This window comes from Xanthomonas nasturtii, from assembly GCF_001660815.1.
GTDB lineage: Bacteria > Pseudomonadota > Gammaproteobacteria > Xanthomonadales > Xanthomonadaceae > Xanthomonas > Xanthomonas nasturtii.
On record NZ_LYMI01000024.1, the window covers coordinates 38,705 to 65,496 of the forward strand.

General features: G+C 66.0%; 22 protein-coding genes. 18 read left to right on the top strand and 4 right to left on the bottom strand.

The window, feature by feature from the left end:
• Positions 1-248: 248 nt before the first annotated feature.
• A complete protein-coding gene (locus A7D16_RS10645) occupies positions 249-1,697 on the bottom strand; it encodes a glycoside hydrolase family 5 protein (protein WP_064632466.1) in 1,449 nt (482 codons plus the stop codon).
• Between the two features lie 211 nt (positions 1,698-1,908).
• On the opposite strand from A7D16_RS10645, the gene A7D16_RS10650 reads away from it, so the two are divergent.
• From A7D16_RS10650 to hemC, 8 genes are all read left to right on the top strand, one after another.
• Positions 1,909-3,396, top strand: a complete 1,488-nt coding sequence (locus A7D16_RS10650; protein WP_064632467.1) for a SulP family inorganic anion transporter — start codon at positions 1,909-1,911, stop codon at positions 3,394-3,396.
• Positions 3,397-3,626: 230 nt separating this feature from the next.
• Complete coding sequence (locus tag A7D16_RS10655) at positions 3,627-4,607, top strand: GGDEF domain-containing protein (RefSeq protein ID WP_064632469.1); 981 nt, start codon at positions 3,627-3,629, stop codon at positions 4,605-4,607.
• Between the two features lie 168 nt (positions 4,608-4,775).
• Positions 4,776-6,428, top strand: coding sequence for a M28 family metallopeptidase (locus tag A7D16_RS10660; protein WP_064632471.1), 1,653 nt, complete (start codon positions 4,776-4,778; stop codon positions 6,426-6,428).
• A 597-nt stretch (positions 6,429-7,025) separates the two neighbouring features.
• Positions 7,026-8,963: a glucans biosynthesis glucosyltransferase MdoH gene (gene mdoH, locus A7D16_RS10665; protein WP_064632473.1), complete on the top strand. Its 1,938-nt coding sequence runs from the start codon at positions 7,026-7,028 to the stop codon at positions 8,961-8,963.
• A 149-nt stretch (positions 8,964-9,112) separates the two neighbouring features.
• Entirely contained in the window at positions 9,113-9,781 is a 669-nt protein-coding gene (locus tag A7D16_RS10670) for an alpha/beta hydrolase (protein ID WP_064632475.1), read from the top strand.
• A gap of 4 nt (positions 9,782-9,785) precedes the next feature.
• Positions 9,786-10,838, top strand: coding sequence for a sensor histidine kinase (locus A7D16_RS10675; RefSeq protein WP_064632477.1), 1,053 nt, complete (start codon positions 9,786-9,788; stop codon positions 10,836-10,838).
• 30 nt (positions 10,839-10,868) lie between these two features.
• Entirely contained in the window at positions 10,869-11,606 is a 738-nt protein-coding gene (locus A7D16_RS10680; protein WP_064632479.1) for a LytR/AlgR family response regulator transcription factor, read from the top strand.
• 30 nt (positions 11,607-11,636) lie between these two features.
• Positions 11,637-12,551: a hydroxymethylbilane synthase gene (gene hemC, locus A7D16_RS10685; RefSeq protein ID WP_064632481.1), complete on the top strand. Its 915-nt coding sequence runs from the start codon at positions 11,637-11,639 to the stop codon at positions 12,549-12,551.
• A gap of 46 nt (positions 12,552-12,597) precedes the next feature.
• Here the strand turns inward: hemC and A7D16_RS10690 are convergent, their stop codons facing one another.
• Positions 12,598-13,398: a DUF481 domain-containing protein gene (locus tag A7D16_RS10690; RefSeq protein ID WP_064632483.1), complete on the bottom strand. Its 801-nt coding sequence runs from the start codon at positions 13,396-13,398 to the stop codon at positions 12,598-12,600.
• A 463-nt stretch (positions 13,399-13,861) separates the two neighbouring features.
• Between A7D16_RS10690 and A7D16_RS10695 the strand changes: the two genes are divergently transcribed.
• On the top strand, positions 13,862-14,827 hold the full coding sequence (locus tag A7D16_RS10695; RefSeq protein ID WP_064632485.1) for a helix-turn-helix transcriptional regulator: 966 nt from the start codon (positions 13,862-13,864) through the stop codon (positions 14,825-14,827).
• Between the two features lie 204 nt (positions 14,828-15,031).
• Here the strand turns inward: A7D16_RS10695 and A7D16_RS10700 are convergent, their stop codons facing one another.
• A complete protein-coding gene (locus A7D16_RS10700; protein ID WP_064632487.1) occupies positions 15,032-15,601 on the bottom strand; it encodes a lipocalin family protein in 570 nt (189 codons plus the stop codon).
• 361 nt (positions 15,602-15,962) lie between these two features.
• On the opposite strand from A7D16_RS10700, the gene A7D16_RS10705 reads away from it, so the two are divergent.
• Both A7D16_RS10705 and A7D16_RS10710 read left to right on the top strand, forming a co-directional pair.
• Positions 15,963-16,274 carry a hypothetical protein gene (locus A7D16_RS10705; RefSeq protein ID WP_064632489.1) on the top strand — a complete coding sequence of 104 codons (312 nt, stop codon included), beginning with the start codon at positions 15,963-15,965 and terminating at the stop codon, positions 16,272-16,274.
• 69 nt (positions 16,275-16,343) lie between these two features.
• Positions 16,344-18,437, top strand: a complete 2,094-nt coding sequence (locus A7D16_RS10710) for a prolyl oligopeptidase family serine peptidase (RefSeq protein WP_064632491.1) — start codon at positions 16,344-16,346, stop codon at positions 18,435-18,437.
• A 286-nt stretch (positions 18,438-18,723) separates the two neighbouring features.
• Here A7D16_RS10710 and A7D16_RS10715 read toward each other — a convergent pair whose 3' ends face one another.
• Positions 18,724-19,908, bottom strand: a complete 1,185-nt coding sequence (locus A7D16_RS10715) for a pyridoxal phosphate-dependent aminotransferase (protein WP_064632493.1) — start codon at positions 19,906-19,908, stop codon at positions 18,724-18,726.
• A gap of 109 nt (positions 19,909-20,017) precedes the next feature.
• Between A7D16_RS10715 and A7D16_RS10720 the strand changes: the two genes are divergently transcribed.
• The 7 genes from A7D16_RS10720 to A7D16_RS10750 all read left to right on the top strand — a co-directional run.
• Entirely contained in the window at positions 20,018-22,153 is a 2,136-nt protein-coding gene (locus A7D16_RS10720; protein WP_064632495.1) for a S9 family peptidase, read from the top strand.
• Between the two features lie 400 nt (positions 22,154-22,553).
• The gene (locus A7D16_RS10725; RefSeq protein WP_064632497.1) at positions 22,554-22,952 is read left to right on the top strand and encodes a YbaN family protein; all 399 of its coding nucleotides are present in this window, start codon (positions 22,554-22,556) and stop codon (positions 22,950-22,952) included.
• Positions 22,953-23,020: 68 nt separating this feature from the next.
• Positions 23,021-23,275, top strand: a complete 255-nt coding sequence (lptM, locus tag A7D16_RS10730; protein ID WP_064632499.1) for an LPS translocon maturation chaperone LptM — start codon at positions 23,021-23,023, stop codon at positions 23,273-23,275.
• Positions 23,265-24,119, top strand: a complete 855-nt coding sequence (gene dapF, locus A7D16_RS10735; RefSeq protein ID WP_064632501.1) for a diaminopimelate epimerase — start codon at positions 23,265-23,267, stop codon at positions 24,117-24,119. The genes lptM and dapF overlap by 11 nt, the downstream gene beginning before the upstream one ends.
• Entirely contained in the window at positions 24,116-24,787 is a 672-nt protein-coding gene (locus tag A7D16_RS10740; protein WP_064632502.1) for a DUF484 family protein, read from the top strand. The genes dapF and A7D16_RS10740 overlap by 4 nt, the downstream gene beginning before the upstream one ends.
• Before the next feature lie 198 nt (positions 24,788-24,985).
• Positions 24,986-25,903, top strand: coding sequence for a tyrosine recombinase XerC (gene xerC, locus A7D16_RS10745; RefSeq protein ID WP_064632505.1), 918 nt, complete (start codon positions 24,986-24,988; stop codon positions 25,901-25,903).
• A 440-nt stretch (positions 25,904-26,343) separates the two neighbouring features.
• A partial coding sequence (locus A7D16_RS10750; RefSeq protein WP_153043152.1) for an IS110 family transposase occupies positions 26,344-26,792 on the top strand: 449 nt, incomplete at its 3' end.

The following is a 26,792-nucleotide window of genomic DNA, read 5'->3' on the forward strand; positions in this document are numbered from 1 at the left end:
TTGTGCGAGACATTCTGCGTCACTGCCATGTAGGAGCACCCTTGGGCGCGATGCGGCGTTATCGACAACGCTGCATCGCGCTCAAGGGCGCTCCTGCTTTGTTTCTACAGACATCTGCTTTAGTCAGCCCGGTTGCAACAACGACATGCCTCAATCAAACGTGCTGCATGTCGCTATGGCGTGCAGCGCAGACTGCTGCAGTCTGCGCTGCACCGTTGGGCGCGAGCTGCATGCCCAGCGCGTGTCGATCAACCTGCCGCGCAGAAGCCGAATTCGGCGCTTGCACCGGCAGCCAGGGTGCGGTTGAAATCCACGCCGCTGGCCTTAAGCGTGCTGCCGCTTTGCGACCAGGTGACATTCCAGGCGTTATTGACGGTGCCGGTGACCGGTAGCGAGATCGTCCAGGTGCCGCTGGCGGTGCCGGTGTTGGTGACCTGCACGCGATTGCAATAGCCACCGTTCCACTGGCTGTCCACGGTCACCTTGGTGCTGAAGCCAGCGCTGGGCGTCGGCGTCGGCGTTGGGGTAGGCGTGGGCGTGGGCGTCGGGGTTGGTGTGGGAGTCGGCGTCGGCGTGGTGCTGCTCACCGTGCCCCACAAGGTGCGCAGCAGCGTCATCTTGTCCTGGCGCACGGTGGTCCAGTCGTCGCGCAGGATGCCGCCGGTGTCGCCGCTGTTGGGGTTCCACGACCAGTAGAAGCCTTCGTTGATGCCCTTGCTGCGCAGGTACTTGACCAACGCGTCCTGCCACACCTTGTCGCGTGCATCGCCTTCGCCGTACTTGCCGCCGAATTCGCCCAGCAGCAGCGCGTACTTGCCGGCGAACTGGCCGAAATGGCGGTCCCAGATGGCCGGCATGTTGTTGGGGAAGTTGCTGTCGTTGAAGTACGACTGCACGAAGACATCCGGGCCGTACACGTGCGGTGCCAGCAGCAGGCGGTTGGCCGGAATGTTCAGCGGGGTGCAGGCCAGCGGCTGCAGGTTGCCGCCCCAGAAGATGCCGCCGTTGGTCGAGCACACCGGGTTGTCGGTGATGCCTTCCACCGCGATGATCCACTTCGGCGCCACGGCCAGCACCGCGGCCGAACCGCGCTCGGCGGCCTTGTTCCAGTCGGTGGCGGCGTTGCCGGTGCCCCAGGTCGCGGCGCCGTGCGGTTCGTTCTTAAGATCCAGGCCGAGCACGTACGGCACGTTCTTGTAGCGGTTGGCCACAAAGCGCAGGTCGGCCAGCCACTGGGCTTCGGTGTAGGAGCCGGTGTACCAGAGCTCGGAGATGCCGGCGCAGTCGGGGGTGTGGTGATCCAGCAGCACATACATGCCGCGTGCGTTGAACTCGTTGATCACCTTGTCCAGGATCTGCAGCGAGGTCAGGCCCTGCAGGTCGGCATTGCGGCTGTAGTCGATGCTGCTGGGCATCTGGTCGCTACGCAGCGTGGCCGGGCAGAACGGCAGGCGCACGGCGTTGAAGCCCAGGCCCTGCATCTGCACGATCATGTCCTTCCAGTTGCGCGCCCACAGGCCATGCATGACGTGATTGCCGGTCTCGAAGCCGAAGACGTTGACGCCCTTGAGCTGCACCACCTTGCCGTTGTCGTCGACAATTTTGTTGTTGCTGATGGAATAGCTGAAGGCCGGTGCGGCGGTCAGCGTCAATGCAGTGGCCAGCGCAAGCGTACTTGCAGTTCTGAAGATGGACATGATGATCTCCCTAAATAGCCGAGCTCGACAACCGAGCGCGGCGAAGGGGGGCATCTTGGTCTGCGGCCGCGTCGCGTGGCGTGATCGCAGCCACAAAAAAGCGCATTGGCGCACAGGTCACAGGTGGGCTGCGGGCGCGGTCGCTTTCCCGCACACTATCGCCGCTGCGCACTTTCCGCATGCTGTCCTTTTTGTCCCCGGAGTGTCCCCGATGTCTTTCCTGCGTGCCGAACTGGCGCAATGGCGCGCTTCACCTGCGCGCGAACTGATGGCCGGTGCGGTCGCAACATTTGCACTGATTCCCGAAGTGATCGCCTTCGCCTTCGTGGCAGGCGTCGACCCGCAGGTCGGCCTGTTCGCCTCCTTCGTGATCGGCATCGTGAGTGCGTTCTGTGGCGGACGCCCGGCGATGATTTCTGCTGCGGCCGGCTCGGTGGCGCTGGTGGCTGCACCGCTGGTGGCCGCGCACGGGCTGCCGTATCTGCTGGCCGCCGGCTTGCTGGCCGGTGCGGTGCAGATCCTGTTCGGGCTGTTGCGGCTGGGTGTGTTGATGCGCTTTGTCAGCAGCTCGGTGCGCACCGGCTTCGTCAATGCGCTGGCGGTGCTGATCTTCGCCGCGCAACTGCCACACCTGCTGGGCGCCAACCTCACCACGTGGGCCATGCTCGGCGTGGGCCTGGCCATCATCTACGGCCTGCCGCGGTTGCGCGTGCCCGGCCTGTCGGCGATTCCCTCGCCGCTGCTATGCATTCTGCTGCTCACCGTTGCCGGCAGCGCGCTGCAGTTGCCGCTCAAGACCGTGGCCGACCTGGGCAAGCTGCCGAACGCGCTGCCGTTCCTGCAATGGCCGGCGGTGCCGCTGACGCTGGAGACGCTGCGCATCATCGCGCTGCCGGCCTTGGCCATCGCCATGGTGGGCCTGCTCGAATCGCTGATGACTGCGCGCGTGGTCGATGAACTCACCGATACGCCCAGCAACAAGAACCGCGAATGCACCGGGCTGGGCATCGCCAACGCGGCGGCCAGCCTGTTTGGCGGCATTGCCGGCTGCGGCATGATCGGGCAGACCGTGGGCAACGTGAAGTACGGCGGCCGTGGCCGGCTCTCCACGTTGTTTGCCGGCGTGTTCCTGCTGATCCTGATGGTGCTGCTCAAACCGTGGGTGTCGCAGGTGCCGGTGGTGGCGCTGGTGGCGATCATGGTGATGGTGTCGGCGGAGACCTTCGACTGGCGCTCGCTGCGCACCGTGATCACCCATCCGCGCACCTCCAGCGTGGTGATGCTGGCCACCGTGGCGGTGACGTTGATCACCCACAATCTGGCAGCCGGCGTGGCGGTGGGCGTGCTTCTGAGCGGGGTGTTCTTCACCTTCAAGGTGGCCGGGCTGCTGCAGATTGCCCACAGCGACGGCGCGGACGGCGTGCGCACCTACACCGTGCGCGGGCAGGTGTTCTTCGCCTCGGCCGATGTGTTCATCGACGCCTTCGACGCACGCGAGGTGCCCGGCCGCGCGGTGCTGCTCGATGTGGGCCGCGCGCATTTCTGGGACATCACCGCGGTCGCGGCCCTGGACAAGGTGGTGCAGCGCTTGCGCCATCACGATCTGGAGGTGCAGGTGAAAGGGTTGAACGCCGGCAGCCGGCGCCTGATGCAGCGGCATGCGCTGGGCGAGGACGCGCTGGAGTCGGCGTTGCCCTGAACTGCGGTTACGCAGGGGCGCGCCCAGCGTGCATGCGGCGCGCGCATTGCGGGCTGTCCGTGCGCTGAGCGCAGCTGCGGGCAAGCTCAAGTTCGGGTGGGCAACGCCGATGATCCGACATCCTCATTGCCAGTCGTTGCCGTGATGCCAGTGCGTTCCACCCCGAGATGTGTGCCTGCGTGCCTTACCCGGCACTGCGGGCCCATGTCCGTGCACGGGTTGGCGCGGCCATGACCAACGCACCGTTGCTGGAGCGCATGGTGGACCTGACCGCCATCCGCGACGCCGATCTGCTCGATCTCAGCCTGTTGCGCACCGTGCGCGAGGTCTGCGCGGCCGAAGAACTCTCGTTGCTGCGCATCGCCCCGGACGGCCGCAGCATGGCCGAAACCCGCCTGCGCGAAGACGGCCGGCTGTCGCTGACGGTGGCCGATATCCACGATGCGCAGACGCGTGCGCAGCTGGCCGAGGTGCACGGGCCGGGCGAGGTGGTGCAGCTGCAGGAAGACGGCCGCGCCTTGCTGGTCTATCCGATGATGGAAGCGCGCGGCATCCGCACCTGCCTGCGAGTGGGTGGCGCGCGTATTCCCGGCGTTGCCGAGCAGGCCATGCTGCAGGGCTTTACGCGCTTGTTCCAGAATTACCGCAGCCTGCTCGACGACGCCCAGCGCGACGCACTCACCGGCCTGCGCAACCGCAAGACCTTCGACGATGTGATCCTGCGGCTGTTTGCCGGTGGTGCCGACTCTTCAACGGAGCAGGGCGTGTGGCTGGGCATCGTGGACATCGATCACTTCAAGCGCGTCAACGACACCTTCGGGCATCTGTACGGCGACGAGGTGTTGCTGCTGGTCGCCCAGTTGATGCAGCGTGCATTTCGCCAGGACGATCTGCTGTTTCGCTTCGGCGGCGAAGAGTTCGTGATCGTAGTGCGCGGCGTGGACCGCGACACTGCCGTGAGTCTGTTCGAACGGTTCCGGCTGGCCGTGGCCAAGCACCTGTTCCCGCAGGTGGGCCAGGTCACGCTCAGTACCGGCATCGTCGCGCTGACCCATGGCCGGCTGATCAGCGAAATGCTGGACGAGGCCGACAAGGCGCTGTACTGGGCCAAGCAAAACGGCCGCAATCGCGCCGCTGTCTATGCCGAATTGATCGCCGGCGGGCAATTGCAACAGGTCGTGCAACCGGTGGCCTGCGTCGATCTGTTCTGAGCCATCGCGCCACATTGAAACCGGCTCGCGGCCTGCGCGCGGCTGACACAGGCACCAACGTTCATCCACGCAGATCGCACTCGCAGCGACGCATCGGCACGCCGGCATGTATCGGCCCACACGCGATGCTGGCTACACTCCAGCGCTATCCGTGATACGGGGTGTGCAATGAAGCGAGTTGCCGTAGGACTTCTGGCGATGGCGGTCTCGACCGCACTGATGGCGGCCACGCCGAGTTTCGATGGTGCGCGCATCTCGCGCGACGTCAAGGAGCTGGCCTCCGACGCCTATGAAGGCCGCGGTCCGGCCACCGCCGGCGAGGAAAAGACCATTGCCTACCTGAGCAAGCAGTTCGCCACCGCCGGCCTGCAGCCGGGGGGCGATCTGGCCAACGGCACGCGCGCCTGGACCCAGGCGGTGCCGCTGCGCCGCGCGGATATCGCCGGCACGCCGACCATCGCCCTGCAGCATGCCGGCAAGCCGCAGGCGCTGACCCAGGGCAAGCAGATCGCCATCCGCGCCGCGCTGGATGGCTCGTCCAAGGTCGACATCGCCAACGCACCGCTGGTGTTCGTCGGCTACGGCGTCAAGGCGCCCGAGCGTGACTGGGACGACTTCAAGGGCGTGGACCTGAAGGGCAAGATCGCGGTGGTGCTGATCAACGATCCGGATTTCGAAACCGGCAAGGGCGCCTTCGACGGTGCCGGCATGACCTACTACGGCCGCTGGACCTACAAGTACGAAGAAGGCGCACGCCAGGGCGCGCTCGGCGTGCTGGTGGTGCACGAAACCGCGCCCGCCTCCTATGGCTGGGACACCGTGGCCAGCTCCAACACCAACACCATGTTCGATGTGGTGCGCGACAACCCGCGCGCCGCGCATCCCACCCTGGAAGGCTGGATCCAGCGCGATCTGGCCGCCGACCTGTTCAAGCAGGCCGGGCTGGATTTCGACACCTTGAAGAAGCAGGCGCAGACGCGCGGCTTCAAGCCGGTGGAACTCAAGGGCCAGGGGCTGAGCGCCAGCTACCAGGTCAAATCCGACGTGATCACCTCGCACAACGTGGTGGCGCGCCTGGAAGGCAGCAAGCGCCCGAACGAGACGCTGATCTACAGCGCGCACTGGGACCACATCGGCGTCGGCAAGCCGGACGCACGCGGTGACACCATCTTCAACGGCGCGCTGGACAACGCCAGTGGCACCGCCGCACTGCTGGAACTGGCGCGTGGTTTCGCCAAGGGGCCAAAGCCCGAGCGCTCGGTGGTGTTCCTGGCCGTCACCGCAGAAGAAAAGGGCCTGCTGGGCTCGGAGTTCTACGCCTCCAAGCCGCTCTACCCGCTGGATACCACGGTGGCAGTGATCAACATGGACGGCATGAACCCGTTCGTGCCCTCGCGCGATTTCGGCATCTACGGCACCGCAAAACTCGAGCTGCTCGACCAACTGAAGAGCGTCGCCGCGGCGCAATCCAAACTGCGCTACACGCCCGATCCCAAGCCGCAGGCCGGGTATTTCTTCCGCTCCGACCACTTCTCCTTCGCCAAGCGCGGCGTGCCGGCGCTGTCGTATGCAGCCGGGCAGGATTGGGAAGTAGGCGGCGTGGCGGCAGGCAAGGCCGCATCGGACGACTACACCGCCAAGCGCTATCACCAGCAAGGCGACGAGTGGAAGCCGGATTGGACCTTCGCCGGCGCCGCACGCGATCTGGGTGTGCTGTACACGCTGGGCCAGCAGTTGGCCGATTCGCGGCAGTGGCCGAACTGGAGCAGCGATTCGGAGTTCCGCGCCACCCGCGATGCCAGCGAGGCGGCGCGCAAGTAACCATGAAGGCACCCGTCAACTGTCTGGTGCGGTGCCCTTGCCGATTGCGGGACCGTTGGCGGCATGGATGCCGCCAGCGAGCCTCCCGGGACGGATTAACGGTGTGTCCCGCGAGCGGTGAGGGCACCGCGCACTCGACCAGCCCTGCGTTGATCCCCGGTCTTTGACCGCATCCAAGCAACGCAACAACCCAACGCCAACGCTCCGTCAGTGCAACCGATTGCACGTCATGGCACACCACTTGCACATCTTCTTCGTGACAGCCTGACAAGCGGCCCGTGACAGCGCGTGTGGCAGGCTGCAATCTGTTGGGGTTGCGTTCGGTCGCTGCGGCGTAGTCTGCCGCGCGGTCCTCGTCGGGAGGGGCGGAGACCGCAACTGCGGCCTTCGTTCCTTTAACGGTCGATTCTTTAAGATGCGCTGCGACGTCAGGTCGCAGCCAGGAGAGCTTGTGCATCGGAGTGGTTTCAGAGCGTCTTGGTCGCACGCCATCGGGTTTGCCCGCGTGGCCGCGTGCCAGGCGATATCGCACTGCATGGCGGGGATGGATCTCCCGTTTCAGCCCGCACTGTCGCCCCCGTGCGACGGGCAGCCCTGATGGATGGCACCGTGACTCTTCCCCCCGCACCAACTGCAATGCCCCCTATTTCCGCCCTCGATGCCGGCCAGCCCACGCTGCCGCCGGAAGCACCGTTGGCGATGCCCGAACAAAACCTGCGCGAGGGCAAGCTGCAGGTTCCGCACCAGCGCACCTCGCCGGTCGGCATCGGCGTGCGGCGCTTCTATTTGATCGGCGGCACCTTCGCCACCACCGCCATTGCAGTGTGGGTGATGCTCAGCGTGCTGTGGCCCGACGGCATCAGCGTGCTGGAAGGCTGCCTGCTCGGTCTGTTCGTGCTGCTGTTCGCCTGGATCGCCATGTCGTTTGCCAGCGCGGTGGCCGGTTTCGTCACTGTGGTGGCGCGCGCCGGGCGCAAGCTCGGCATCGACCCGGAACAACCGCTGCCCACGCTGCGCTCGCGCACCGCGTTGCTGATGCCGACGTATAACGAAGACCCGCGCCGGCTGCTGGCCGGCCTGCAGGCGATCTACGAATCGGTGGCCGAAACCGGCCAGCTGGAGCACTTCGATTTCTTCGTGCTCAGCGACACCACCCGCGATCACATCGGCGCTGCCGAAGAACTGGTTTACAACGAATTGTGCGACCGCGTCGACGGGCACGGCCGCATCTTCTACCGCCGCCGCGCCGACAATGCCGCGCGCAAGGCCGGCAACGTGGCCGACTGGGTGCGCCGCTTCGGTGGCAGCTACCCGCAGATGCTGATCCTGGACGCCGACAGCGTGATGACCGGCGACACCATCGTGCGGCTGGTTGCCGGCATGGAAAACAACCCGGACGTGGGCCTGATCCAGACCCTGCCGGCAGTGGTCAACGGCCAGACCCTGTTCGCCCGCATGCAGCAGTTCGGCGGCCGCGTGTACGGGCCGATCATCGCCTTCGGCGTGGCCTGGTGGCATGGCGCCGAAAGCAATTACTGGGGCCACAACGCCATCATCCGTACCCAGGCCTTCGCCGATCACGCCGGTCTGCCGTCGTTGCGCGGGCGCAAGCCGTTCGGCGGGCATGTGCTCAGCCACGACTTTGTCGAAGCGGCGCTGATGCGCCGCGGCGGTTGGGCCATGCACATGGTGCCGTACCTGCAGGGCAGCTACGAAGAAGGCCCGCCCACACTGACCGACCTGCTGATCCGCGACCGCCGCTGGTGCCAGGGCAATCTGCAGCACGCCAAGGTGGTCAGCGCCAAGGGCCTGCACTGGATCAGCCGCATGCACATGCTGATCGGCATCGGGCATTACTTCACTGCGCCGATGTGGGGCTTGCTGATGCTGATCGGCATCGGCATTCCGCTGGCGGGCGGCGGTATCGATCTGGCCGGCAACCTGCCGTTCTCGCCAGCGCGCTACTGGCATGGCAGCAGCCAGGGCAATGCGATCTGGATCTTCGTCTGCACCATGTTCGTGCTGCTGGCGCCCAAGCTGCTGGGCTATATCGCGCTGCTGCTCAACCCGCGCGAACTACGCGCCTGCGGTGGTGCCATCCGCGCCATGCTGAGCATCCTGCTGGAAACCGTGCTGGCCGCCTTGATGGCGCCGGTGGTGATGTACCTGCAGTCGCGCGGCGTGTTCGAAGTGCTGGCCGGCAAGGATTCCGGTTGGGATGCCCAGGTGCGCGACGACGGCAAACTCTCTTGGCCAGCCTTGCTGCGCAGCTATGGCGGGCTGACCGTGTTCGGCCTGTTCATGGGCGCGGTGGCCTACACGGTGTCGCCGTCGTTGGCGGCCTGGATGGCGCCGGTGATCGTGGGCATGGCGTTGTCGATCCCGGTGGTGGCGCTGACCTCGCTGCGTCGCAGTGGCCTGGCGTTGCGCCGCGCCGGCATCTTCTGCATCCCGGAAGAGCTCGACCCACCCAAGGTGTTGGTGCGTGCGTCCGAGCTGCGCCGCGCCGCCGCACTGGAACCTTCGCTGATCTGAGCGCGCGCTGGCATCGTCCACCAGCGATCGATATCGGCGCGCGCCGAGACGCGCGTGGCTCCCGGTACTGCGTTCCTGCCGCCCCGCCGTGGCGTGATCGGGCCAGCGTGTCGCGCAAGGCATAATGCCCAGCCCGCAAGCGGAGCTGGATGATGCTGGAAGTGATCGAACGCGAGACCGGACCGAACCCGCAATGGAGCGTGCTGTGGCTGCACGGCCTGGGCGCCGATGGCAGCGATTTCGCCCCGATGGTGCCGGAGCTGGTGCGCCCGCAATGGCCGGCGCTGCGCTTCGTATTCCCGCATGCGCCGATCCGCCCGATCACCATCAACAACGGTGTGCGCATGCGCGGCTGGTACGACATCGTCGGCATGGACTTCGCCAGCCGTGCCGACAAGGCCGGCATCGCCGAATCCGTGGCCCAGGTCGAAGCCTTGATCGCCCATGAGCAGACCCGCGGCACGCCGCCGGAGCGCATCCTGCTGGCAGGTTTCTCGCAAGGCGGCGCGGTGACCCTGGCCGTTGGCCTGCAGCGCAGCGTGCCACTGGCCGGGCTGATCGCCATGTCCACCTATCTGCCGGATCCGGCCGCGGCCGCCAGCCAGTTGCAGCCGGCGGCCCTGCGCCAACCGCTGTTCATGGCCCATGGCACCGCCGACCCGGTGGTGCCGCTCGCGGCCGGCCAGGCCAGCATGCAGACCTTGCGCACGCTGGGCTTCGCACTGGACTGGCACACCTATCCGATGGGGCACCAGGTCTGTCTGGAAGAGATCGAGGCCCTGCGCGACTGGATGCAGGCGCGCTTCACCGCCGCCTGAGCCCATGGCCCAGCGCGCGCCACAGATCGCCTGGATGCCGGACCTGTGCCGGCTGCCCCGGCTGGGCGCGATGCTGGGCCTGGCCGAACTGGTGGTGCTGGTGGTGACCCTGGTGCCCGATGCCGGCGCCGCGCGCAGCATCACCCTGTCGCGGTTTATCTCGGCCAGCGGCCTGGCGTTGTGGCTGGCATTGGCGGTCAGCGTGCTGCTGTGCGTATTGCGCCCCGGGTTGTCGCGGTTGCCGCCCAAGCTGGGCGGGTTGGCCGCATTGTCGACTGCCGCGGTGGTGGCGGTGCTGGGGGCCAGCATCGTGCATGGCCTGTATGCGGTGCTCGGCCAGGCGCCGCTTGGCCCCTTGGTCGGCTTCTGGCGGTTCACCCTGGGCAGCGCGGCCACGGTGGTGTTGATCACTGCGCTGGCGCTGCGCTATTTCTACGTCAGCGACCGCTGGGAGGCGCAGGTGCAGGCCAACGCGCGCGCCAAGGCCGACGCCCTGCAGGCGCGCATCCGCCCGCACTTCCTGTTCAACAGCATGAACCTCATCGCCAGCCTGCTGCGGCGCGACCCGGTGGTGGCCGAGCAGGCGGTGCTGGATCTGTCGGATCTGTTCCGCGCCGCGCTGGGGGCCGGCGAGGGCGTCTCGACCCTGCGTGCCGAATGCGAACTGGCCGAACGCTATCTGGCGATCGAATCGCTGCGCCTGGGCGAGCGCCTGCAGGTGCGCTGGCACCGCCAGGAGCCGTTGCCCTGGGAGCTGCCGATGCCGCGCCTGGTGCTGCAGCCACTGGTCGAAAATGCCGTGCTGCATGGCGTCTCGCGCATGCCCGAGGGCGGTACGCTGTACCTGTCGTTGCGTCAGCGCGGCAACCAGCTGCAGATCCGTATCGTCAACCCGGCCCCGCAGCCCGGCACCCAGTTGCCGCTGCTGGCCGGCGCCGGGCACGCCCAGGCCAGCATCTCGCACCGGCTGGCGTTCCAGTTCGGTGCCGGGGCACGGATGGCGGCCAGCTGGACTGAAGGCTACTATGCCTGCGAGATCACATTGCCGCTGCCGTGAGGGGAAAGTCACTGCAGCGAGGGGGAGTCCATGACGGCCACGCAAGTGCGGGTGCTGATCGCCGATGACGAGCCACTGGCGCGCGAGCGCCTGCGCATGCTGCTGGGCGAGCATCCGCAGGTCGAGGTGATCGGCGAGGCCGAAAACGGCCAGCAAGTGTTGCAGCAGTGCGAACACCTGCACCCGGATCTGGTGCTGCTGGATATCGCCATGCCCGGTGTCGACGGCCTGGAAACCGCACGTTTGCTGCGCCAGAGCCAGCCGCCACCGGCGGTGGTGTTCTGCACCGCCTACGACCAGCACGCGTTGTCGGCATTCGATGCGGCCGCGCTGGATTACCTGATGAAACCGGTGCGCCCGGAACGGCTGGCCGCGGCCCTGGCAAAAGTGGCCACCTTCCTGGCCGGCCGCGCGCCCGGCACTGCGCCCAGGCCGCTGCGCACCCATCTGTGCGCCCGCCTGCGTGGCAGCCTGCGGCTGATCGCCATCGGCGACATCCGCTACCTGCAGGCCGAAGAGAAGTACGTCATCGTCCACCACACCCGTGGCGAGGACCTGATCGAAGAGTCGCTCAAGTCATTGGAGGACGAATTTGCCGACCGCCTGGTGCGTATCCATCGCAATTGTCTGGTGGCCCGCGACGAACTGGTGGAGCTGCGCCGCAGCGGCGATGGCCAGGTGCACGCGGTGTTGCGCAGCGTGCCGCAGCCCCTGGAAGTGAGCCGGCGTTGCGTGGCCAGCCTGCGCGATCAATTACGTCAACTGTGAGTTCCGCGCCGGCTCCGCGATAATGCCGGGATGACCACGCTCCGTATCGCCACCCGCAAAAGCCCGCTCGCCCTCTGGCAGAGCGACCACGTCGCCACCGCGCTGCGTCAGCACCATCCCGGACTGGAGGTGGTGCTGGTGCCGATGAGCACCCGCGGCGATGAGGTGCTGGACCGCTCGCTCGCGGCGATCGGCGGCAAGGGCCTGTTCCTGAAGGAACTGGAGCTGGCGATGCTGCGCGGCGAGGCCGATTGCGCGGTGCATTCGCTCAAGGACGTGCCGATGGAACTGGACGCCCCGTTCGTGCTGCCGGCGATCCTGGAGCGCGGCGACCCCGCCGATGCGCTGGTGTCCAATCTCTACGCCAGCCTGCAGGCGCTGCCGCTGGGCGCGCGCGTGGGCACCTCCTCGTTGCGCCGCCAGGCGCAGCTGCGCGCCGCGCGCCCGGACCTGGAATTGATCGACCTGCGCGGCAACGTCAACACGCGTCTGGCCAAGCTCGACAACGGCGGCTACGACGCCATCGTGCTGGCCTGCGCCGGCCTGCAGCGGCTCGGCCTGGACGCACGCATCAGTGCGCGGCTGGACGCGCCGGAGTGGTTGCCGGCGCCGGCGCAGGGGGCGGTGGCGGTGGAATGCCGCGGCGACGATGCGCGCATCCACAGCCTGCTGGCAGTGCTGGATGCCGGCCGCACGCGCGCCTGCGTGGAAGCCGAGCGGGCCATGAATCGCGCGCTGCACGGCAGTTGCCACGTGCCGGTGGCCGCGTTCGCGCGCTGGGAAGGGCAGGGCCTGTTCCTGCAGGGCATGGTCGGCAGCGCCAGCGACGGCCGGCTGATCCACGCGCAGGCACAAGGCAGCGCCGATGACACCGAAGACCTTGGCCGCCGCGTCGCGCAAGGCTTGTTCGACAAGGGCGCCGCCCAGCTGCTGGCCGAGTTGTAACGCCGCTGACGACCTGCAGTGCGTTCCGACGTTCTGGTAGCTGCTCTTACTTGAAGGTATAGACCAGGTTGACCGTGGTCAGCGTGTCGGTCTTCTTGTCGCCGTCGCTGACCTCGCTGTTGTGGCGCATCTGCCAGGCGGCCTTGAGCGCGAAATGCGAGTTCATGCTGACCTGTACGCCGAAGTCGTTCTGCGCATAGGTGTTGTATTCGCCCGATTCCACCAGCAGCGTGTTGATCAGATCGGTGTTGTCGGTGACGGTGTATTTCAGGTCGAACAGGCCACGGCCGATCAGCCCGGTCTCGTTGCGGTCTTCGTCGCTGTTGTGCGCGCGGCGCACACCCGGGCCCACCTGCGCGTCCAGATAAAAGCGATCGGCGTTGATCAGGCGCGTGCCGTAGCCGATACCGAAGGTGGCCAGCCGGTCGTAGGTGGCGAAGTCATCGTGTTCGTAGCGGCCGGTGGCGGTGAGCTGGCGGTGTTCGCCCAGCTGCAAGGCGCTGCCGACGCTGCCGGTGTAGCGCTCGGCGGTGGTCTGGCGCTCGCGCTCGGTGCTGCCGTCGTCGTTGGTGTTGGTGTATTCCGAACTCGAACGCAGCGCGGTGGCATCCAGGCTGTGGATCCAGTCGCCGTCGGTGTAGCGCAGGCGCACGCGGCCATTGAGGCTGTCGGTGGTGCTGTTGCCGTGCGCGGCGGCGTAACCAAGCTCGCCGCTGCTACCGCCCCAGGGCGAGGGCATCAGCGCTGCGGCCGGGTCTGCCGGCGCCGGTGCGACCGCCTGGGCCCACACGGCGGGCGTGATCAACAACAGCGGCAACAGGGCAGACAACGGGGCACGGCGGGACATGGGCGGCTCGCTTTGAGGGACAGGGCAGGGGTGAAAGCGATTTCATGATAACGGACTGTGCGGCACGTCATAACCGGATGAACGCCGCGCTTCATTGGGGGTTCGGTCGGCAAGCGGGCTGGGCCGGAGCGCTCTGGCAGGTGGCGTGCAAACTGGCGGCGGCAAGAGAGATCCGGGTGCGCGACGTGGCGGGATCGCAGTGGCCCGGGAGGTTGCGTGCAGATGGCAACCGGTGGCGGTGGTTCGGGCGCCGCAGGTGGCGTGGCGCCGAGCGACCTGCCGAGTTGCGTGCGTGCAAGCGGCGACGGCGACACGCGTGGATGCTGCTGGGTGGATGTTGCGACCGACACGGCAGACCACGCACCTGCCCCGGACGTAACCTGGCCCTGTCGCCAATCCCCGATCCCAATCCCCTGACGGCGACGCTCACCCCGTCGCGCAAAGACTCGGACATAATCGACGCATGGACCGCTACGAACGCATCAACTCCCTGCATCGCTTGCTCAAGTCGGCACGCTACCCGGTCACGGTGGCGCGGCTGCAGGATGAGCTGAGCTGTTCCCGTGCAACCGTGTACCGCGACCTGGCGTTTCTGCGCGATGCGCTGATGGCGCCGGTGGAAGGCGACGGCGAATCCGGCTTCCGCTATCTCTCCGGCGAAAGCGATCGCTTCGAATTGCCCGGCCTGTGGCTGAGCTCGGAAGAACTGCACGCGCTGCTGGCCTCGCAGCAATTGCTCGCGCGCACCGGTGGCGGGGTGCTGTCCTCGATGCTGGCGCCGCTGCAGCAACGTATCGAAGGCTTGCTGGCTGCGCAGGCCGGCGTGTCGCAATGGCCGGTGGACCGGGTACGGGTGATTCCGCACCGCGGCCGCAAGCTGGACGAAGCCAGCTTCCGCACCGTGGCCTCGGGCGTGCTGGAGCGCAAGCAGCTGAGCTTCGATTACCGCGCGCGCTCCACCGACGAATCGACCAAGCGCACGGTGTCGCCGCAGCGCATCACCCACTACCGCGACAACTGGTACCTGGATGCCTGGGACCACGGCCGCGACGGCGTGCGCAGCTTTGCGGTGGACCGCATCAATCACGCGCGCCTGCTCGAGACCGCGCCGCGCGACGTGCCCGACAGCGAACTGGACGAACAACTTGCCGCCAGTTACGGCATTTTTTCCGGTGCGCCCAAGGGTTGGGCGACCATCGTGTTCAGCGCCAAGGCCGCGCGCTGGGTGGCCGACGAGCACTGGCATTCCAAGCAGCAGGGGCGGTTCCTGCCCGATGGCCGTTACGAGCTCAAATTGCCGTACAGCAATTCGCGCGAGTTGCTGATGGACGTGCTGCATTACGGCTCGGATGCGGAGATCGTCGAGCCCATCTCGCTACGCGAACAGGCCAAGGCGTTGTTGTCGCTGGCGCTGAGCAATTACGACTGAGCCGAACTGGCCGCGTCCGCACGTTTGTCTTGCGCGCATGTGGTGCGGTCTTCAGCGGCATCCAGGCTGGCGAGCACTCTATTCGCCGCAGGTGCACTGCCGACGGTTTTGCCGCTCGCACAGCGCTGGTCACCGGCGCCTGCGCGATGACGCTTGCACGCCAAGTGCGTGGCCAAGCCGTCGAAGCGTACCGGCAGCGCTGGCTCAGCGCTTGTTCGGCACTTCAAAGCCCAGGCGGTCCACCTGCTCGCGCAGCTGCGGCACGCGCTTGAGTTTGTCGGTGTAGATGGAATAGTCGTCGCGCATCTTGTTGACCAGCGCGCGGTACTGGTCGAGGCTCATGTCCGGCTTGCGCGAGAAGATCCAGGCCAGATCGCGTCCCGGATAGGAGATCAACATCCATGAGCCATCCGGTGCGATTTCCAGAATGCGCTGCTTGGCCGGGATCACCTTGTAGAACCACACCCGCCAATCGCGATTGCCGCTGTCCGCATCCACCGACGCGCGTGCGCTGACTTCCTTTTCCGGCTCGCCAAAGCCGTCGCGGTACAGATAGCGCACCGCCACCTTGCCGTCTTCGACCAGCGTGTACTCGTCGCGGCTGGTCACGTGGCCGCGCTCGACCGGGTTGGGCATGCGCGCAATCACGTACCAGGTGCCCATGATCTTGGACAGATCGATCGCCGGCTCGGCGGTGGACGTGTCCTTGGCGTGCGCCACGGGCAGGCCGAGGACGAGCAGGAAGGCGAGGGCGATCGTAACGGTCAGGCGCATCGCAACATCACAAAGGGGCAATAGGTGCAGCACACTACCGCATGCAGGGGGCAAGTTCGCGTCAACGGCCCGGTCTGGCGTCGGCGACAGCGTCATCGGCAGTAGATCGTTGCCGGCCGGAGGGCGATGGACGTTGGTCTGGCGCGGCCGGTGCGGCGCAAGGCGGTATTGCAGAAGGTTGAAAGCCGGCGCGGCCAACTCTCAGCCCTCGCTCCCCAATCCCCAATCCCCGCCGCAAAGCACATCATGCAGCGCCGGACCCCGCGCGGCTCAACCTTTCGCCTCCCAGGTCGCAATCGGTGAGATGGAGGCAGGCAATTCTGCCGGCCTGTCTTCATCCCTTCTGCCACGGAGTGCCGCCATGTCGCATCGTCCTTCCTCTCGTTCCGACCGTCCCGATCCGCGGGTGCTGCGCCCGGTGCGGCAGATCGCCCTCGCTGGCCTGGCGCTGGTGCTGGTGTGGCCGGCTGCGCGTGGGCACAGCGAGTGGATCGGCTGGCTGCCGCTGTGGCTGGTGGGCATGCCGATGCTGGCCTGGTGGAGCTTGCACCGCTTCGCGCTGCCCACGCTGGCCCGGTCGGGCCAGCGGCGGGCCTTGCCGCGTCGGCGCGGTCCGCAGGCGCAGCGCCGGCGTGTCGCTTCGCGGACAGCGACACCTGCGCGGGCTGCCTGACCTTCGGCAGGGGAGGCCGGGCAAAGGGCTGTGTTAGGTTTTCCGGCATTGGTTTTTCAGGAAAAATACATGCCCAAGTTCGCCTCGATCTGCCTGGTTGCCGGCCTGATCACCGCTGGCGCCGTCTCTGCAGAGGAAACCGCCGTGTCCAACGATCCCTACGCCTGGTTGGAAGATGTCACCGGCGCCAAGCCGCTGGACTGGGTCAAGGCCCAGAACGCCAAGGCCGAAACGCGCCTGGCCACCACGCCGGCGTTCAAGCAGATGGAGACCAGCATCCGCGAAGTGCTGGATTCGGACGCCAAGATTCCCGGCGTGCAGAAGATCGGCGCGTACTACTACAACTTCTGGAAGGACAAGCAGCACGAGCGCGGCCTGTGGCGGCGCACCACGCTGGACGAATACCGCAAGCCGGCGCCCAAGTGGGAAACGGTGCTCGACCTGGACGCGCTCAACAAGGCCGAGGGCGAGAACTGGGTCTGGCATGGCGCCGATTGCCTGCGCCCGGAGTACCAGCGCTGCCTGATCGCGCTGTCGCGCGGCGGCGCCGATGCCGATGTCACTCGCGAGTTCGATCTGGCCGGCAAGCAGTGGGTCAAGGACGGCTTCTTCCGCCCGGAGTCCAAGGGTGGGCTGGGCTGGATCGACCAGGACACGGTCTATGTGTTCACCGATTTCGGTGCCGGCAGCATGACCAGCTCCGGCTACCCGCGTATCGCCAAGCAGTGGAAGCGCGGCACGCCGCTCAGCGCCGCCTCGGTGGTGTACGAAGGCAAGCCGACCGACATGTACATCGCGGCGATGCACGACGACACGCCCGGCTTCGAGCGCGACTTCGTCAGCCGCACCCTGGCCTTCTACAACGACGAGCTGTATTTCAAGGGCGCCGATGGCAAGTTGGTCAAGGTGGATGTGCCCAATTCGGCCAGCAAGTCGGTCAAGCGCCAGTGGCTGACATTGGAGTTGCGCGAGCCCTGGACGGTGGGCGGCAAGACCTACAAGTCCGGCTCGCTGCTGGCCACGCGCTTTGACGATTACATGGCCGGCAAGCGCAACATCGAGGTGCTGTTCGAGCCCACCGACACCACCTCGCTGGCCGGTGTGGCGTGGACCAAGTCGCATCTGGTGTTGAACGTGCTGGAAGACGTCAAGAACCGCCTGAGCGTTGTCACCCCATCGCAGGATGGCTGGAAAAAAAGCGCCTTCGTCGGTGCGCCTGCGTTCGGCACGGTCGATGTCAGCGCGGTGGACAGCGACGACAGCGACGCACTGTGGTTGACCGTCACCGATTACCTGACTCCCACCACGTTGTCGTGGGTGGACGTGGGCACTGCACCGCAGCCGCTCAAGACCATGCCGGCGTTCTTCGATGCCGGCAAGGACACCATCGAGCAACACTTTGCCACCAGCAAGGACGGCACCCGCGTACCGTATTTCCTGGTGCGCCCCAAGGCGTTGAAGCTCGATGGCAGCGCACCGACGTTGCTGTACGGCTACGGCGGTTTCGAAATTTCGATGACGCCCAATTACTCAGGCGGTCTGGGGCGCGCCTGGCTGGAAAAGGGCGGCGTGTACGTGGTGGCCAATATCCGCGGCGGCGGCGAATACGGCCCGCGCTGGCACCAGGCCGCACTCAAGCAGAACCGCCACAAGGCCTATGAAGACATGGCGGCGGTGGCCAAGGATCTGGTGGCGCGCAAGATCACCTCCACCAGGCACCTGGGCGTGCAGGGCGGCAGCAACGGCGGCCTGATGACCGGCAATATGCTCACCCAGTACCCGGAACTGTTCGGCGCGGTGGTGGTGCAGGTGCCGCTGCTGGACATGAAGCGCTACAGCCATCTGCTGGCTGGCGCCTCGTGGATGGCCGAATACGGCAACCCGGACACCGACGACTGGAAGTTCATCCAGACCTTCTCGCCGTACCACCTGTTCGATGCGAACAAGACCTACCCGCCGGTGATCTTCCTCACCTCCACCCGCGATGACCGCGTGCACCCGGGCCACGCGCGCAAGATGGCGGCCAAGATGATCGAGGCCGGCAAGGACGTCACCTATTACGAAAACATCGAAGGTGGCCACGGTGGCGCGGCCAATAACGCGCAGGCCGCGCATATGGCAGCGCTGGCGTACAGCTTCCTGTGGGAGCGGTTGGCGGATTGATGCGGTATTGATCGAACGCAAATCCGCAACTTGATTTTTTTCAATAGGTTGTGTCGAACAAGGCCCTGGGCCGAGTGGCCCAGGGCTTTTTTGTTATTTCCTTCTCCCACCGGGAGAAGGTGCCCGAAGGGCGGATGAGGGTACGGGCACACGCAGAACCGGGCATCCATGAGTGCACAAGTACAACTGCAGCGCCTGAAAACAGCTGCTTTTATCGACCGCATCGAGCGATGCTGCGGCCAAGCGCAGCTATAGCGATAAGCCGTACAAACCGCGCGTCATGTCATCAAAAATGCTGCAACCCACGCGCAATCCGTTCCACCGCCTGCTCAAGCCGCGGCAGGCTCTGGGTGTAGGCAATGCGCACGTGCTGGCTGGCGCGGTGGAAGCCAAAGTCGATGCCGGGGGTAAAGGCGACATGTTCGGTCTCCAGGAAGTGCGCGCAAAACGCCTGCGCATCGTCGGAAAATCTGCTGATATCGGCATAGAGATAAAACGCGCCTTGCGGCTCGACCGCGATGTCGAACCCCAGCGCATGCAGCGCCGGTAGCAGGTAATCGCGGCGTTGCTGGAACTGCGCGCGGCGCGCTTCGAAGATGGCGATGCTTTCGGGCGTGAAGCAGGCCAGTGCGGCGTGCTGGGCAATCGTCGATGCGCTGATGTAAAGGTTCTGCGCGAGCTTTTCCAGTTCCGGCACCGCGTCGGGCGGTGCGATCAGCCAGCCCAGGCGCCAGCCGGTCATGCCGAAGTACTTGGAAAAACTGTTCAACACGAATGCGCTGTCGTCCACTTCCAGCACGCTGTGCGCGTCCAGGCCGTAGGTCAGGCCATGGTAGATCTCGTCCACCACCAAGTGACCGCCGCGCGCATGCAGCGCCTGCGAAAGCCCGGCCAATTGGTCGCGCGACAGCACGCTGCCGGTGGGGTTCGCTGGCGAAGCCACCAAGGCGCCCACGCTGTCGGCGTTCCAGCAGGTGTCCACCAGCGCAGGGGTCAATTGATAATCGGTGGCCGGGCCCACCGGCACCAGTTGCGCGGCGCCCTCCACCAGCCGCAGAAAGTGCCGGTTGCATGGGTAGCCAGGGTCGGCGAGCAGCCAATGCTTGCCCGGATCCACCAGCAGGCTGCTGGCCAGCAGCAATGCGCCAGAACCGCCGGGCGTGACCAGGATCCGCTCCGGATCGATGTCGCATGCGTAGCGCTGCGCATAGAACCCGGCGATCGCCTCGCGCAGCGCCGACAGCCCGCGTGCGGCGGTATAGCGCGTGTGGCCGGCCGCCAATGCTGCCTGGCCGGCGGCGACGATCGGCGCGGCCGTGGTGAAATCGGGCTCGCCGATTTCCAGGTGAATGACGTCGTGGCCGGCCTGTTCGAGCGCATTGGCGCGGGCCAGCAGCGACATCACATGAAACGGGGCGATGTCCTGGCTGCGGCGGCTATACCCGGCTGCGGGCGAAGGCGTTGAGTCCATTGCGAAGATGATAGACCAGCATGACCTAGGACACATGACGCCCGGCGACGGGCTCTTCCACACTCGGGTGCTGGGATGGCATTGCGTTCATCCAACGGACCCCAATCTGATGAAGCCCGTCCTGACTCTTTTGATCGCCAGCCTGATGACCACATCCCCCGCCTTCGCCGCTCCTCCTTCGCCGCCAGACGTCGCCAAGCACCCGCATGTGGTCAAGGCGCCGTTCGGCGCGACCCGCAGCGACGACTATTACTGGTTGCGCGACGACAAGCGCGAAAACAAGGCGATGCTGGCCTACCTCAATGCCGAAAATGCCTACACCGATGCGCTGATGGCGCCGTTGAAGCCATTGGAAGAAACGCTGTATACCGAGATCGTCGGGCGCATCAAGCAGGACGATGCCAGCGTGCCGTACCGCGCGCGTGGCTATTGGTATTACACGCGGTTCGAAACCGGCAAGGACTATCCGATCCAGGCGCGCCGCAAGGGCAGCATGGACGCGCCGGAAGAGATCCTGCTCGATGTCAACCAGATGGCGCAGGGCAAGGGCTATTTCAGCGTCGGCGATGCCGAAGTGAGCCAGGACAACCGCATCCTCGCCTGGGCCGACGATGCTGTCGGCCGCCGTCAATACACCATCCGCTTCAAGAATCTGGACACCGGCGAGATCTATCCGGACACCGTGGAAGGCGTGTCGGCCAATGTGGTGTGGGCCGACGACAACAAGACGCTGTTCTACGTCGAAAACGACCCGGAAACGCTGCTGACCGTGCGCGTGAAAAAGCATGTGCTGGGCACGCCGTCCAAGGACGATGTGCTGGTGTACGAAGAGAAGGACGACAGCTTCTACCTGGGCATCGGCCGCACCCGCGACGACAAGTACATCACCATCTCCGTTGAAAGCACGGTTTCTTCGGAAACGCGCTACGCGCCGGCCGCCAAGCCGGACACGTTCACCGTGCTTGCCAAACGCGAGCGCGATGTGGAATACCACGCCGAGCATTTCGCTGGCCGCTGGGTGATCCGCACCAATGCCGATGACGCCAGGAACTTCAAGCTGGTCACCGCGCCCACCGATGCCACCACGCGCAAGCAGTGGACCGGTTGGGTGGCGCACGACGACAGCGTTTACATCGAAAAATTCGAGTTGTTCGATGGGTTCACTGCCATCGAAGAACGTTCCGGTGGCCTGGAGCGCGTGCGCCTTCAGTTCAACAGTCCGCACCAGGATGGGCAGGCGCTTGCCGGAGAACCGCAATATGTCAAGGCGGATGAGCCAGCGTATTCGATGGGCCTGTCGGTCAATTCCGAGCCAAACACCGCGTGGCTGCGTTACAGCTACACCTCGTTGACCACCCCGGCGACCACCTACGAGCTCAACACCCAGACCGGCGAGCGCAGGTTGCTCAAGCAGCAACCGGTGATTGGCTACGACGCCAGCAACTACGTGACCGAACGCGTGTGGGTGAGTGCGCGCGACGGCGTCAAGGTGCCGGTGTCGCTGGTCTATAAAAAAGGCTTCAAGAAAGACGGCAGTGCAGCGCTGTTCCAGTATGCCTACGGCAGTTATGGCGCCTCGATGGACCCGGCCTTCAATCTGCCGGCGATCAGCTTGCTGGACCGCGGCGTGGTGTATGCCATCGCGCATATTCGCGGCGGCCAGGAAATGGGCCGGCAGTGGTACGACGACGGCAAACTGCTGCACAAGAAGAACACCTTCAACGACTTCATCGACGTCACCCGCGGCCTGGTCGCACAGGGCTATGCCGCCAAGGACCGCGTGGCCGCATCCGGCGGCAGCGCCGGTGGCCTGTTGATGGGCGCGGTGGCCAACATGGCCCCGCAGGACTACCGGGTGATGCTGGCGCAGGTGCCGTTTGTCGATGTGGTGACCACCATGCTGGATGCCAGCATCCCGCTCACCACCAATGAATACGACGAGTGGGGCAACCCGGAAAACAAAGAGTATTACGACTACATGCTGTCGTACTCGCCCTACGACAACGTGCGCAAGCAGGCCTACCCGGCGCTGTTCGTGGGCACCGGCCTGTGGGATTCGCAGGTGCAGTACTGGGAGCCGGCCAAGTGGGTGGCCAAGCTGCGCGACGACAATGCCGGCACCCAGCCAATCGTATTCCGCACCAACATGGAAGCCGGACACGGCGGCAAATCCGGCCGTTTCCGCCGCTATCGCGAGCTGGCCGAGTCGTATGCGTTCGTGCTGGATCAGCTGGGCGTGAAATGATCTGCAAGGCGAAACGACGCAACCGAGGCTGCGGCTTGAATCCTTCTCCCGTCGGGAGAAGGTGCCCGAAGGGCGGATGAGGGTGCGGTTGCGCGAAGGCGCTGCAGCAACGCGATGCCAGCGTTGCTGGATGTCTTGATCGCGCTGTAAAGCCAGAGCTTCAAGCCATCGCTCCAGGCAGCAGCTTCAAGCAAAGTGTGGCAGGCGCAGCAGGCAAGATCGCCAGCGACTTGCCGGCGCTCGGCTCGGCCCAGCCCGCGTCGACGCCTGTGGCTGGGAGGCTGTGGCACAGCGGCGCAGTTCAACGCGACGCGCCGGCAGCGCGGGCCGCAGCCATCCAGGCGCTCCCCGGCCGCGCTGCTGAGACCACCACCGCCCGCTCTGGCCGTATCATTTGCGCATGACGCGACCGAATCGATTCCGTTGGGCCTGGTGGTTGCTGGCCTACGCCAGCCTGGCCACCGGCATCGCGGGGATCTTCGTGCCAGGACTGCCGACCACGGTGTTCATCCTGATCTCCGCCTGGGCTGCGTCGCATGGTTCCGAGCGCCTGCACACCTGGCTGCTGTCGCATCCGCGCTTCGGGCCGGCGATCGTGGAATGGCAGACCTATCGCGCGGTCAGCCGCAAGGCCAAATGGATGGCCACACTCACCATGAGCGTGTGCGCCGCCATCATGCTGTGGTGCGTGCCGGTGTTCTGGGTCAAGTGCCTGTCGATCGGCAGCATGGTCGTGGTGGCGATCTGGCTGTGGCTGCGCCCCGAGCCGCCGCCGCGCACGATGCCCGACGCCCACTGAACACAGCACGCGACCGGAGTGCACCCCGGGCGCACGGCCGTAACGGCGTTCTGGCTATACTTCGGCCCATGAGCCTCATGTCCCGACCGTCTGTTCGTCTCGCACTGGTTGGTGCGACCTTTGTCCTGCTTGCCGCCTGCGGCAACAAGGGCCCGCTGGTGATGCCTCAGAAGCCGGTGCCGGTGGAAGCCCAGCCGGTGCCGCAGCCGCCGGACGTGCCGCAACCGTTGGATGAGTCCACGCCTGCGCCCGCGCCTGTGGACAACGACACCACGCCCGCGCCCACCACCGACCAGCCCGCTAGCAGCGGCAATGAGCGCTGACGGTCGCAGCGGGCGTCTGCGTTTCACCAAAATGCACGGCGCCGGCAACGACTTCGTGGTGCTGGACCTGCGCGATGGCACGCCGCCGCCGGGTGCCGCGCTCGCGGCCCAGCTGGCCGACCGCCACTTCGGGGTCGGCTGCGATCAGATCCTGACCATCGAAGCGCCGCGCAGCGAAGGTGCCGTGGCGGCCTATGGCATCTGGAATTCCGATGGCTCGGCCGCGCGCCAGTGCGGCAACGGCGCGCGCTGCGTTGCGGCCTGGCTGGTGCGCGATGGCACCGCTCAGGGCGACCGCTTCGTCATCGACAGCCCGGTCACGGCGCATGCGGTCGAACGCCTCGATGCAGGCTGCTACGCGGTGGCGATGGGCTTGCCCTACTTCGAGCCTGCGCAGATTCCGCTGGCCGGGTTTGCGCACGCACGCGACGAATATGCGCTGCCGGTGCATGGCGAGACCGTGCGCTTTGGTGCGGTGTCGATGGGCAACCCGCATGCGGTGGTCGAGGTCGGGCGGGTGGATGCAGCACCGGTCGAGCGCGTCGGCACGCTGCTGCAGCAGAACGCGGCGTTTCCCAATTCGGTCAACGCAGGTTTCGTGCAGGTGGTCGACCCCACGCATGTGCGTTTGCGCGTGTTCGAGCGCGGTGTCGGCGAAACGCTGGCCTGCGGCAGTGGCGCGTGCGCGGCCGCCGTGGTGTTGATGCAGCGCGGCCGCGTCGAGCGCGACGTGCGGGTGTCCTTGCCAGGTGGCGAGCTACGCATTCGCTGGCCCGGCGATCAGGAGCAGGTGGTGATGTCCGGCCCGGCTGTGTTCGTCTTCGATGGAGAGTGGAACGGATGAGCGAGAACACGGACAAATTCGGCGCACACGAAGTAGCCACCTGGCTGCGACGTCACCCGACCTTCCTCAAGCAGTTCCCGGATCTAGCAGTGACCTTGCTGGTGCCGCGCGACGATGGCCCCACTGCCTCGTTGGCCACCTACCAACTGGAAGTGCTGCGCGACAAGAACCGCGAACTGTCGCGGCGCCTGCACGAGTTGGGCAGCAATGCGCAGGAAAACGAGCGGCTCGCAGTGCGCACGCATCAACTCACGCTTGCGCTGATGCGCCAGACCAGCGCGGCCGATACGCTCAAGGCAATGGCGGCCGCGCTGGCGGAAGATTTCAACGGCGAACTGGTGCGGCTGGTCTTGCTCAAGCCGGTCGATGCGCTGGAAGCAGACTGGCTGCAAGTCATCGCAACCGACGATGCGCGGCTGGCTCCCTTCCGCGATTGCCTGAGCGATGGCGAACCCATTTGCGGCCGCCTGCAGGCTGAAAAACATGCACTGCTCTACGGCGCACAGGCGGGCGAGGTGCACTCCACCGCGTTGTTGCCGCTGCCGGGCATGGGCCTGATCGCGGTGGGCAGCAGCGACGCCAACCGGTTCTATCCCGGCATGGGTACGCTGTTCCTGCGCATGATGGGCGAATCGCTGAGCGTGGCGTTGCAACGCTTCCACGCGTGATGCGGGCTGCTGCGCGCACCCGGATTGGCGGCACGCTGCCGATGGTGGTGCCGATGCGTCTGCGGCGAGGGCGTGAGGTGGTGGCGGTCGGAGAATTTGCATCTCTGCACCTGCGAGGCATGAGGTCTGCGTGTGTGTCGCAAGACCACGCCTGCGAGCAGAAAACGCCATCCATGCCGCGCTATCGGGAACGCTGACGTGTCATCGGTCGACGCATTTCTGACCTACCTGCAGGTCGAACGGCAGGTGTCGGCGCACACGCTGGACGCGTATCGGCGCGATCTTGCGGCCCTGGTGGCCTGGACGGCCGGGCAGAACCAGCAAGACGGCACGCAGCAGGATGCCATGCCACGCGACAGTGCACTGCTCGACAGCGCACATTTGCGGCAGTTCGTCGCGGCCGAGCATCGGCGCGGGTTGTCGCCCAAAAGCCTGCAGCGCCGCCTGTCGGCCTGCCGCAGTTATTACGCCTGGTTGCTCAAGCATGGTCGCATTGCGGCCAGCCCGGCGGCGGCGCTACGCGCACCCAAGGCGCCGCGCAAGTTGCCGCAAGTGCTGGACGCCGACGAAGCCGTGCGTCTGGTGGAAGTGCCGACCGATGCACCACTGGGCCTGCGCGATCGCGCGCTGCTGGAACTGTTCTACTCGTCCGGCCTGCGCCTGAGCGAATTGTGCGCGTTGTGCTGGCGCGACCTGGATCTGGACAGCGGCCTGGTGATGGTGCTCGGCAAGGGCGGCAAGCAGCGTCTGGTGCCGGTGGGCTCGCATGCAATCACTGCGTTGCGCGAGTGGCGGCGTGACAGCGCTGGACGCGCCGACACGCACGTGTTCCCAGGCCGGGCGGGCGGTGCGATTTCGCAACGCGCAGTGCAGATCCGCATCAAGCAATTGGCGGTGCGCCAGGGCATGTTCAAGGACGTGCACCCGCATATGCTGCGGCATAGTTTTGCCAGCCATATCCTGGAATCGTCCGGCGACTTGCGCGGCGTGCAGGAATTGCTTGGCCATTCGGACATCGCCACCACGCAGATCTATACGCATCTGGATTTCCAGCATCTGGCCAAGGTCTACGACGCCGCGCATCCGCGTGCGAAGCGGAAAAAAGCGACTGAGTGAGCGGGTGCGTTTGCGCGATGTCAGCTACATCGCCGCATGATTGGCTGATGCAGCTGATAGAGCGGCGGGCGCGTTATGGAGAAGTGGCTCAAAGCCCCTCTCCCGGGGTGAGGGCCCCTGTGCCGAGATTGTTTACGTTGTGGTGTTGGCTGTCGAGATATCGCCGCGCAGAGACGTCGTTGACTGCGCAGTGCAACCGACGCTGGCGGCCGTACCCTCACCCCGACCCCTTATCTCTTGGCGATCTGCCAGATTAGGTGTCGAGAGCCGGCGTGGTCGACCGATAACCCACAGGTCTAAACAACCGCGGGAGAGCGAGGTCGCCACGCCGGGATCTCCTGGCAAACGCGCCCGAACAGTTGCTGGAGTTGGCACTCGTAACGATCAGGCTGGGCAGCCCAGGAGAGCTCTCGACCCTTCGAGCATAGCGGAGTTTTTCCATGGCATACGGCGTAGGTATCGATGTCAGCAAGCAGTGGTTGGATGTGCATGTGCATGGCTGCAAAGGCGAACGGCGCTTCCCCAACACGGCGGCAGGTCTGCGCCAGCTGCGCAGCTGGCTGGGACACATGGAGCTGCACCAAGTGGTGCTGGAGGCCACGGGCGGCTACGAACTGGCAGCGCTGGATGCGCTGCATGCGGCCGGCCTGCCGGTGGCGCGTGTGAACCCTCGCCAAGCGCGTGACTTTGCCAAGGCCATCGGCCAACTGGCCAAGACCGACACCTTGGATGCGCGTGTGCTGGCGCAGATGGCGATGGTGGTATCACTCACGCCCTACCAGCCGCTGGAAGGCTGGCGCCGTCAGCTGCGCGAGTACCAGCAGCGCCGCACGCAGGTGTTGGCGACGGTGCAGCAGGAGCGCCAGCGGCTGTCTCAACTGACCGATGC

Coding starts and splice junctions, on each gene's coding strand:
- A7D16_RS10655 (WP_064632469.1), top strand. CDS start 3,627: ATGACCAACGCACCGTTGCTGGAGCGCATGGTGGACCTGACCGCCATC.
- A7D16_RS10740 (WP_064632502.1), top strand. CDS start 24,116: ATGAGCGAGAACACGGACAAATTCGGCGCACACGAAGTAGCCACCTGG.
- A7D16_RS10690 (WP_064632483.1), bottom strand. CDS start 13,398: ATGTCCCGCCGTGCCCCGTTGTCTGCCCTGTTGCCGCTGTTGTTGATC.
- A7D16_RS10705 (WP_064632489.1), top strand. CDS start 15,963: ATGTCGCATCGTCCTTCCTCTCGTTCCGACCGTCCCGATCCGCGGGTG.
- A7D16_RS10710 (WP_064632491.1), top strand. CDS start 16,344: ATGCCCAAGTTCGCCTCGATCTGCCTGGTTGCCGGCCTGATCACCGCT.
- A7D16_RS10645 (WP_064632466.1), bottom strand. CDS start 1,697: ATGTCCATCTTCAGAACTGCAAGTACGCTTGCGCTGGCCACTGCATTG.
- A7D16_RS10680 (WP_064632479.1), top strand. CDS start 10,869: ATGACGGCCACGCAAGTGCGGGTGCTGATCGCCGATGACGAGCCACTG.
- A7D16_RS10670 (WP_064632475.1), top strand. CDS start 9,113: ATGATGCTGGAAGTGATCGAACGCGAGACCGGACCGAACCCGCAATGG.
- A7D16_RS10675 (WP_064632477.1), top strand. CDS start 9,786: ATGGCCCAGCGCGCGCCACAGATCGCCTGGATGCCGGACCTGTGCCGG.
- A7D16_RS10715 (WP_064632493.1), bottom strand. CDS start 19,908: ATGGACTCAACGCCTTCGCCCGCAGCCGGGTATAGCCGCCGCAGCCAG.
- A7D16_RS10720 (WP_064632495.1), top strand. CDS start 20,018: ATGAAGCCCGTCCTGACTCTTTTGATCGCCAGCCTGATGACCACATCC.
- hemC (WP_064632481.1), top strand. CDS start 11,637: ATGACCACGCTCCGTATCGCCACCCGCAAAAGCCCGCTCGCCCTCTGG.
- A7D16_RS10650 (WP_064632467.1), top strand. CDS start 1,909: ATGTCTTTCCTGCGTGCCGAACTGGCGCAATGGCGCGCTTCACCTGCG.
- lptM (WP_064632499.1), top strand. CDS start 23,021: ATGAGCCTCATGTCCCGACCGTCTGTTCGTCTCGCACTGGTTGGTGCG.
- A7D16_RS10660 (WP_064632471.1), top strand. CDS start 4,776: ATGAAGCGAGTTGCCGTAGGACTTCTGGCGATGGCGGTCTCGACCGCA.
- A7D16_RS10695 (WP_064632485.1), top strand. CDS start 13,862: ATGGACCGCTACGAACGCATCAACTCCCTGCATCGCTTGCTCAAGTCG.
- A7D16_RS10725 (WP_064632497.1), top strand. CDS start 22,554: ATGACGCGACCGAATCGATTCCGTTGGGCCTGGTGGTTGCTGGCCTAC.
- A7D16_RS10700 (WP_064632487.1), bottom strand. CDS start 15,601: ATGCGCCTGACCGTTACGATCGCCCTCGCCTTCCTGCTCGTCCTCGGC.
- dapF (WP_064632501.1), top strand. CDS start 23,265: ATGAGCGCTGACGGTCGCAGCGGGCGTCTGCGTTTCACCAAAATGCAC.
- mdoH (WP_064632473.1), top strand. CDS start 7,026: ATGGATGGCACCGTGACTCTTCCCCCCGCACCAACTGCAATGCCCCCT.